The organism is Amphritea sp. (assembly GCF_050300915.1).
Taxonomy (GTDB): Bacteria; Pseudomonadota; Gammaproteobacteria; order Pseudomonadales; family Balneatricaceae; genus Amphritea.
Map to the genome: position 1 here is coordinate 1 of NZ_JBNKYN010000119.1, position 9,630 is coordinate 9,630.

At 47.7% G+C, this 9,630-nt stretch carries 5 protein-coding genes; all 5 read left to right on the forward strand.

Annotation, left to right across the window (positions count from 1 at the left end):
• The first annotated feature begins 100 nt into the window (after positions 1-100).
• The gene (nhaA, locus tag ACQY8X_RS19995) at positions 101-1,345 is read left to right on the forward strand and encodes a Na+/H+ antiporter NhaA (protein WP_428036898.1); all 1,245 of its coding nucleotides are present in this window, start codon (positions 101-103) and stop codon (positions 1,343-1,345) included.
• 249 nt (positions 1,346-1,594) lie between these two features.
• Positions 1,595-3,079 carry an anthranilate synthase component I gene (gene trpE / locus ACQY8X_RS20000; RefSeq protein WP_428036899.1) on the forward strand — a complete coding sequence of 495 codons (1,485 nt, stop codon included), beginning with the start codon at positions 1,595-1,597 and terminating at the stop codon, positions 3,077-3,079.
• Positions 3,080-3,271: 192 nt separating this feature from the next.
• Complete coding sequence (tagH, locus tag ACQY8X_RS20005; RefSeq protein WP_428036900.1) at positions 3,272-4,660, forward strand: type VI secretion system-associated FHA domain protein TagH; 1,389 nt, start codon at positions 3,272-3,274, stop codon at positions 4,658-4,660.
• Between the two features lie 165 nt (positions 4,661-4,825).
• Positions 4,826-6,508: a ShlB/FhaC/HecB family hemolysin secretion/activation protein gene (locus ACQY8X_RS20010; RefSeq protein WP_428036901.1), complete on the forward strand. Its 1,683-nt coding sequence runs from the start codon at positions 4,826-4,828 to the stop codon at positions 6,506-6,508.
• A 90-nt stretch (positions 6,509-6,598) separates the two neighbouring features.
• Positions 6,599-9,630 (forward strand): filamentous hemagglutinin N-terminal domain-containing protein (locus ACQY8X_RS20015; RefSeq protein WP_428036902.1); only part of this gene is annotated, 3,032 nt, incomplete at its 3' end.

Here is a 9,630-nt window from a genome sequence, read left to right on the forward strand (position 1 = left end):
GTAAGTATGTTGTAAGACTCCTCCAGTCTTAAGTAAATGGACTCTCATCCAAACATTCACCCGGCGCCCAAGGCCGGGTTTTTTTTGCGCGGGAATTATAATGAAGAAACTGATCAAGGAATTTTTCCAGTTTGAAGCGGCGACCGGCATTCTGTTGATTCTGGCGATGGTACTGGCGATGATCTTTGCCAATTCGCCCTGGTCAAATGAGTATTACGAGTTTTGGCGTATCAAAGGCGAAGTCAGGATCGGTTCGCTGGGGCTGGAAAAATCACTGTTGCATTGGGTCAATGATGGTCTGATGGCGATGTTTTTCATGTTGGTGGGTCTGGAACTCAAGCGGGAGATTCAGGGAGGACAACTATCAAGTTTGTCTCAGGTGAGTTTGCCAGGGATCGCCGCCATCGGTGGTATGGCCGTTCCTGCACTGGTGTTTTATCTGGTTAATATCGATGGCAGCACCACTGATCTGCAGGGGTGGGCGATACCTACCGCGACCGATATTGCCTTTGCCCTGGGTATTCTGTCACTACTGGGACCCCGGGTGCCTGCATCGCTGAAATTGTTTCTGATGACCCTGGCCATCATGGATGATCTCGGTGCTATCATTGTGATTGCGCTGTTTTATACTGAGAATCTGGCAACTCATTCACTGTTGATCTCGGCAGCAGCGATCGCTGTACTGGTGCTGATGAATCGCCTTGGCGTGGTCCGGGTGGCGGCTTATATGATTGTCGGTGTCGTCCTGTGGGTCAGTGTGCTGAAGTCCGGAGTGCATGCGACACTGGCTGGAGTGGTGCTGGCACTGGCAATCCCCAATAACGATACGGAGGAGGGTGAGTCGCCACTGAAAAAACTTGAGCATGCACTGCACCCCTGGGTTTCATTCGCTATTATTCCACTGTTTGCGTTTGTGAATGCCGGGGTTGATCTGTCGGGTATCTCTTTCTCACAACTCTTTAGCAGCGTGCCTCTGGGTATTTTGCTGGGCCTGTTTGTGGGCAAGCAGGTGGGGGTGTTTCTGTTTTCCTGGTGCTGGATTCGACTGGGTATGGCAGAGAAGCCAAAGGGGGCAACCTGGCTGATGCTCTATGGTGTTTCTGTGCTTACCGGTATCGGTTTTACTATGAGCCTGTTTATTGATTCGCTGGCCTATCAGGGAGCAGAGGATCTTTATGGCGCTGCTGACCGTCTGGCGATCCTGGTGGGATCAATCATTTCTGCTGTGGTGGGTTACCTGATACTCAGCTGGGCTTTACGTAGCGCTCGAAACTCTGACAGAGTAGATGAAAATGATCAGGGGAAGCAGGCTATAGGCTTAAAAAACAGTCCTGTGGATAACTGACCCGGTTGATTCAGGGAGAGGGCTGCTATAAGGTTGGATCTCTGAATTAACGATTGTCTGGAATCACTGTGTCAGATTTGTTAGCCCCTATGGATATAAACATCTGCTCCCTCTATGTGGGGGAGCGTTGGCGATGGCGTAACTGAACCCCGCTTATCAGTTATTACGCCCGGCGTGCCTGAATAATCACCCGGAATAGATTGCAAAAACTTTGTAGAACATATCTCAGAGTTGTTACGAGAACAGACCATGACACCTGAACAGTTTGCTGAGCTGGCGGCTCAGAACTTTAATCGCATCCCGGTGGTACGTGAAGTACTAGCGGACCTGGATACCCCTCTTTCCACCTATATGAAACTGGCCAATCAGCCCTACAGTTATCTGCTAGAGTCTGTTGAAGGCGGTGAAAAGTGGGGGCGTTATTCCATTATCGGCCTGCCTTGTAGGACGGTGCTGAAAGTTTTTGGCCACAGTGTACGGATTGAGTCAGACGGTGAAGTGGTAGAACAGTCCGAAGTGGATGATCCCCTGGCGTTTGTCGAACAGTTTCAGGCCCGTTACCGGGTGGCTGAATGGCCGGGTCTGCCGCGCTTTAATGGTGGACTGGTCGGTTATTTTGGTTATGACTGTGTTCGTTATGTGGAAAAACGACTGGCAGACAGTACCCCGGAAGACGTCATCGGAACGCCGGACATTCTGCTGATGGTTTCAGATGAGGTGGTCGTCTTTGATAATCTCAGTGGGAAGTTGATACTGATCAGTCATGCTGATCCTGCCGAAGAGGACGCTTTGAGTCAGGCACAACTGCGATTGGATGAACTGGTTACCCGACTGCGTTTTTCCGTACCCCATCAGGAAACTCAGGCAGCAGAGCGTCGTCAGGTGTCTGAATCAGAGTTCAAGTCCAGTTTTGGTGAACAGCAGTTCAAAGATTCTGTTGAACGGATCAAGGAATACATACTCTCAGGCGATGTGATGCAGACCGTCATCTCGCAGCGGATGACTATTCCGTTTACCAGCAGCCCTCTTGATCTCTACCGTGCTCTGCGCTGCCTGAACCCTTCTCCTTACATGTATGTTTTACACCTGGGGGATCACCATGTTGTCGGTTCATCTCCAGAAATTCTGGCGCGGGTGGAAGACAATGTGGTCACTGTTCGCCCTATTGCCGGAACCCGGCCCCGGGGTGAAACCGAGGCTGAAGACCTGGCGTTGGAGAAAGAGCTGCTGGCCGATCCGAAGGAACTTGCAGAACACCTGATGCTGATCGATCTGGGGCGCAATGATGTCGGCCGGGTCGCACAAATCGGCAAGGTTGAACTGACTGCACAGATGGTGGTTGAGCGATATTCCCATGTAATGCACATCGTTTCCAATGTTATCGGACAGCTAAAACCCGATGTCTCCGTGATGGATGTACTGCGTGCGACACTGCCGGCGGGCACCCTGAGTGGAGCACCTAAAGTCCGCGCAATGGAGATTATAGACGAGCTGGAGCCGGTTAAACGGGGAATCTATGGCGGTGCTGTCGGCTACCTCTCATGGAATGGCAATATGGACACCGCAATCGCCATCCGTACCGCGGTGATTGAAAACGGCCAGCTGCATATCCAGGCCGGTGCCGGTATTGTGGCGGATTCGGTGCCCAGTTCCGAATGGGATGAAACCATGAATAAAGGCCGGGCTATATTCCGGGCTGTGGCGATGGTCGAGCAGGGATTGGATAATCTCTGAAACATGCGAATGTGATAAAGCCTCCGTAAGGGGGCTTTTTTGTATGATTGTTTTTCGACAGAAATTTGACTGTGCGACGCTTATCGCTGATCAGGGTCGGTTGACCTTCATTGCGGATTGTGGCCAAATGTGCACTCTCGCGAGAACAGGGACAGTTTTCAATTAGGACGTACTTACTATGGATGGTTGGCGGTGAAGATTAGAATTACTCTGATTGCTTTCAGGGGTATCGCTCCCGCAAGAAAAGTAGAGAAGGTTTTTTCCGGTGAGGAATTTACCTTGGGCAGAGCTGACGATAATGATATTGTCCTGGAAGACCCTGATCGGTATTGTTCACGTTATCATGTTCGCTGCTACCAGATTTCAGGTAGCTACTATCTCGAAGACACCAGTTCTCCTGGTACTCAGCTAAATGCTGGTCAGTTTATCACCCGCGGTCAGCGTCATAAGCTGCAGGATGGTGATAGTCTTATTATTGGCGAAAATCAGCTCTTGGTCTCTGTGGAAGATGATCTCCCTGTGCGGCATCAGCAGATCAATCAGGACTCGTTCTCTATCGATGACTTCTTTGCTGAACCCGAAGCCGATTTCGTAGAACAGCATTCCGTATCCCGTGTAGCACCCTTACCAAATATTCCGCTTGGCAATACCGCCGATTTTTATCGCGCTCCAAAACAGCAAGTCAGTGTAGATACGGATGATCAGAGTCCGTTTGATTTTTCTGATCTTTCTCAATATACGGGTATCTCTGCTGATGAAACTGACCTATTAAGCGAGTCGTTATCAGATGTGCCCGATAATTTTGAATCAGCAAACCTACTACAGTCGAGGACAATTGCTGTTCCGGTTAGTATTGAGCCTGTTGAGAGTCACGTCCAGGTTAGGACTGAACCTGTTTCTGCATCAATAGATATGACTGATTCAGTGAGTGTCGATCAGCCAGACGAGCAAGGATCTGATTTAAATAGCTCTGACCTAAATAGTACTGAACTCCATATAGATAGTCGTGCTATACGGGCATTTCTTGAAGGGCTTGGACTCAAGCCTGAAGATCTGATTGGCAGAAATAAAGTTGAAATTATGCACTCCGCAGGAGAGATGCTGAAGATTCTTACCAAGGGAACCATGGAGATCCTTCAGACCCGTAGTGATATTAAGCGGGAGTTTGGTATGGACGTGACGCGCATAGGGGCTGTGAGGAATAACCCTTTAAAATTTTGCCACAGTATCGAAGAGGCAATGTTAATTATGTTAACTCATTCGGAAGGGTATCTCGGTCCTCAGGAAGCGGTACTCGAAGGTGTGGTTGATGTAAAAGCGCATCAGGTAGCGGTGATGTCAGGTATGCAGGCCGCGCTGACTGCACTGCTTAAACGCTTCGAACCTGCAGCATTAGAGTCACAGTTAAACGTTCGCTTTACGTTATCAAGAAAGAGCCGCTATTGGGATCTGTATACGACTGCATATCAGCAGTTACAGCATGAAGCTCAGGATAGTTTCCATGGCTTGTATGGTGATGAATTTTCGCGCGTATATGAAGAGCAGGTTCGGCAAATACATAAAGTACTATCGATGCGTTAACTGTCAGGGTTTGCATCAATAATATGGAAAGTTAAACGTTTACAGGGATGAGTAGAGATAATGAATAAAACCGTTTGGTTGAATACTCTAATACAAAGGTTTCTTGTGGGGGGGCTAGGAAGTCTGCTGGCCTGTAGTATATATGCAGCGACTCCTGATGGGTTGTTGACTGGAAGCGCAGCGCCTCAGGTGTTTAAGAAGCCGCTACTACCCCCTAAAGATCTTGATCTGAGTATCCCTCCCCGAAAGGATCGCCCGGTTGATTTGAATGCGGGCCCACTTTTTGATGTTAATGTGCTGAATTTATATCAGTTGGTCCCTTCAAAGAATATTAAGACGCTGGTGGACGATGAAGTGGTCATCGAGATGCTGATGTCTGCAATGGTAGAGAATAATGCCCGCTTTACACTGGGGCGATTGCAACAGTTGGCGGATAATATTACGAACTATTACCGCAGCAAGGGGCTGGTGCTGGCAACGGCCTATGTACCCGCTCAGGATGTAGTGAATAATACTGTAGAATTGCATCTGCTTATGGGCGAGATAAGCGAAATAGAAGTCTCTGGTGATTCTTCATATGACGCTGAAACAATAAGCCGTGTTTTTGCTGATCAGATAGGTAAACCACTTAATAAATCAGATATTGAAGCTTCGCTACTAACCGTGCTGGATTATCCCGGGCTTGATATTTCCGGTGTGCTTGAGCCTGGGGATCTGGTCGGTTCCACTAAAATGTTAATTAATATTAATAGTGAGGATCGAGTGTCCGGTGCCCTCTATCTGGATAATAAAGGGTCACAATACTCCGGTGAAGAGCGTCTGGGGCTGGATCTGACTGTGAATAATCCCTTTGGCTTTGCAGATAAACTTGGATTTAATCTTATCGTGCAAAATAAGCCGGAAGTTGAAGGCGAATACTCCGTTGATAATGCGAAGTATGCGGGTGTCACTTACGAGTTTAGCCCCATTAGCTCAGATTATATCGTTTCGTTGCATTACCATCAGAGTGATTATGGCATTGGTCGTGATCTGGCTGCATTTGCTTTTGCGGGTAAATCAAAACAATGGAAAGTGGGGCTGAGAAAGCAGCTTGGACGCAGTCGCACCCGGAATAGTTATGTCAAGGCTGAGTTGGTTCATGATCAGGCTAAAAATACCCAGGACTCCGTGCAAAGTAATGCTGATAAGTTAACGGCTCTGGTCGCCACCTATGGTTATGATTTCTCGGATAACATATTTGGTGGTGGATTTACCCGGGGCGAAATGTCTGTGCAGCACGGTTTTGCCGGTGTTCTTGGGGCGATGGAGAATAATGATCCTGATGCCAGCCGTGCTACTTCCGAAGGCCCCGCTCCAGCAGATTACAATCTGGTTGAATTGAATCTGTCCCGCTATCAGCGACTGTCCGATAATAATGCTCTAATTCTTAAGCTCAATGCGCAGTATTCTCCAGATTCATTATTCTCGGTTAAACAGTTTAGCATGGGTGGATTTGACAGTGTCAGGGCATATCCAAACGGCGAGTATCTGGCTGACTCCGGCTTTTATACAGGTGTAGAGTTAATCAGTAATGCGCCTGGATTTGCAGATCAGCCTGCCTTTAATAATCGTACCTGGGGAGAGGTTTTACAGCTGATGCTGTTTGCGGATTATGCTCATGGTTATAAGAATAATGCGCTGCTGGGGGAAGAGTCTCAAATAGACCTGAGTGGTCTTGGGGTTGGTTTACGCCTGATGCCTGCTGAGTCATTTACTGCCACCTTAACAGTTGCAACACCCTTGGGTGACAGGGCGGCTTCGAATGATCGTGATCCCCAGGTTTATGGTGAACTGAACTATCTGTTCTGATTCTGACTGCATCATAAAAATATCTGCAATATAAATTACTCAGCTTGGCGATGTAGCTAAGCTGGTTGAAACGTTAAAAGGATATGCTCCATGGAATGGAAACTGAAACCGCTTGTACAGGTCATTAAAGCGATTGGTGCGACAGGCGCTGGCTCCTTGATGTTACTCAACGGAGCACATGCAGCAGTTGATAATTTTAACGTTTCTTCCGGTTCAGGGAGTATCTCAAGGCCGGACTCTAACACCAATATCGTTACTCAGAAAAGTAAAGTGATGGTTGCTTCCGTTTCACGGCTGGATCTGGCTGGTAATGAGCTGTTGCAGCATAACGCACAAATTTCCGGTTCCTCTGTTCTATATAAAATCCAGGATGTTAAAGCTTCCGATATTCAGGGACGAATTGAGGGGAATGCAAATCTCAAACTGATGGTTTTGCAAAATCGTAACGGGATGGTGTTTGGTCCCAACTCTCAGGTGGATGTTAACTCCTTTGTTGCCACGACTCTTGATGTGGATGATGTCGCCTTCCAGTCCGGAAAGTTGATTTTAGATGGTAGCAACAGCACGGGAGTGATTGTTAACAAGGGGCTGATTCAGGCGGCCACGGGTGGGTCGGTTGCTCTGATTGCCGGTCAGGTTGACAACCAGGGAGTCATCATTGCCGAGAAAGGTCATGTTGAGCTTGCCTCTGGCCGTGCGGTCACGATCGATTTTGATGGCGATGGTTTACTCCAGTTACGTATTGATAAAGAGACGATTGCCGGGTCAGGTGATGCGGTTGTTAATAGTGGCGTGATTGAAGCGCAGGGTGGAGAAGTATTTTTAACGGCAAAAGCCGCCCAGGATGTTTTCACCCGTGTTGTTAACAATACCGGTGTGATTCGTGCGGGTAAAGTGAGTAATGAAGGTGGTGTTATCCGTCTTCTGGGTACCGGTGGCGATACTATTAACAGCGGTAGCCTGATGGCTACTTCTGCTGATGGTAAGGGCGGTGATGTTGATGTGCTGGGGGATCGTGTTGCCCTGACAGATAATGCTGTTATTGATGCTTCCGGAAAAACGGGTGGTGGTAAGGTTCGCATCGGTGGCGATTTTCAGGGTAAGAATCCTGAGATTACAAATGCATCCGATACGTTCGTCGGAAAACATGTTGAAATAAAAGCGGATGCTACCGGTAATGGTGATGGTGGTCGGGTTATTGTCTGGGCGGATAACAATACCCGCTACCACGGACAAATCAGTGCTCAGGGGGAGGGGGAACGGGGCGATGGTGGTTTCTCAGAAGTGTCGGGTAAAAAAGCATTAGACTTTACCGGTCGGGTCGACCTGAGTGCTAAACATGGTAATAAAGGACAGCTGTTGCTGGATCCTCAAAACCTGACAGTTGGAGACATTCCTGGACTATCAACTCCTGATGATTTTTTGTTCGGAGGGGCATCCAGTTTGATTGATAATGACACGATTATCAACCTGGTTGGGACGACTGATTTAATATTACAGGCTTCTGATGATATAACGGTCGACAGTGCGATAAGTATTGGAACCATTAGCAGCCTTACACTTGAGGCTGGGGATGATATTTATATTAACAGCACGATTACCAATGGTGGTTCTGGTAGTTTGAATTTTATTGCTGGCTCGTTAGCAGTGACTCCTGTTTTTCCAGACGGGAATCCCCAGATTAATCTGGGAGCCAATATTACTAATATGGGAACTCAAAACTACAGTGGTGATGTAGTACTAACCGCCGACTCAAAATTGAAAGCTGATACGATTATTTTTAATAATAGAGTGGATGGTGGATATAAACTCAGACTTATTGGAGATACGATTTTTTCAGAAAATGTCGGTGAAAGGGAGTCTTTGTCGAGGATAACAATTAGTAATGCTGCCACTTTAGCAGTGGATATCTCCGCAAGCTTTCTGAACTTCATGGATAATCTTACGTTGTCAGACAATGTAACCCTGACCGGTGATGTGACAGCTCAATCAGTAAGAGGACCCTTTAATCTGAATATTGAAGGGGCTTCAGGGAACGCTGTTTTTAGTGGGGCTTTGAATGTAAATGATCTGCTGGTTAGTCAGGATGCAATATTTGCTTCTACTGTTTCGGCTAATACGATAGCAGTCAGCGGTAATGCAGAGATAATTGATGTAGTGAGTGCCGAGAGTCTTGTTATTAATGGCAGCACTACTCTGGGCGCCAATGTGACTACCCTTGGCGGCCAGACTTATGGAAGAGAAGTTACGCTAACGTCTGATTCGAAGTTAACAGCAAGCAGTGTAGATTTTATTGGTACAGTTGATGGAGCCCATAAGCTCAGGCTGAACGCAGATGTTAATTTCTTAGCCGATGTTGGCAGCACGGAGTCACTTTCCAGAATTACTCTGAGCAAGGCTGCTTATGTTGGAGGCGATCTTTCAGCAGACTACCTGAATTTTATGGATAGTCTAACGCTGACAAATGATGTCACTCTGACAGGGGGCGTTTCGACTCAGGCTATTAATGGTCCATTTAGTCTAACTATTGATGGCACCGCCGATCTGAATGGTTTTGTTGACCTGAAAAGTTTGGATGTTCTGGTTAATAGTCAGATCTTATCCGGAATCCACACGACCGGAACTCAGAATTATGCAGGGCTCATGATACTGGGTGATGATGTAGTTCTTAGCGGTTCTACCGTTACTACTGGTCAAGTGCTTGGGTCTTATGATTTTACGATTGATGGAGCTGCAGATATCCGGGGTGCCATTGATGCCAATAGTGTTTTGGTGACCGGTACGAGCAATCTAGGGGCGAATATTACCACCCTTACTGATCAAACCTATATCGGGGCGGTGACACTGACCGGTGATGCGGTCCTCACAGGTTCTGCCCTCAACTTCAACGATTCGATCAATGGTGCGCATCGACTGGAGCTGGATGCTCCGGTGGTCAGCCTGGCCCAGGATATTGGTGCAACACAGGCGCTGAGTGGGATCGTCTTTGATCAGGCAGTGGTTCTGGGTGTTGATATTAACGCTGGAACACAGACTTTCAGGGATAGTCTGTCGCTGATCGATAATATCACTCTAAGCGGCGATGTCACTGCACAGACGGTAACTGGCCCGTTTAATCTGAC

Coding starts and splice junctions, on each gene's coding strand:
- nhaA (WP_428036898.1), top strand. CDS start 101: ATGAAGAAACTGATCAAGGAATTTTTCCAGTTTGAAGCGGCGACCGGC.
- trpE (WP_428036899.1), top strand. CDS start 1,595: ATGACACCTGAACAGTTTGCTGAGCTGGCGGCTCAGAACTTTAATCGC.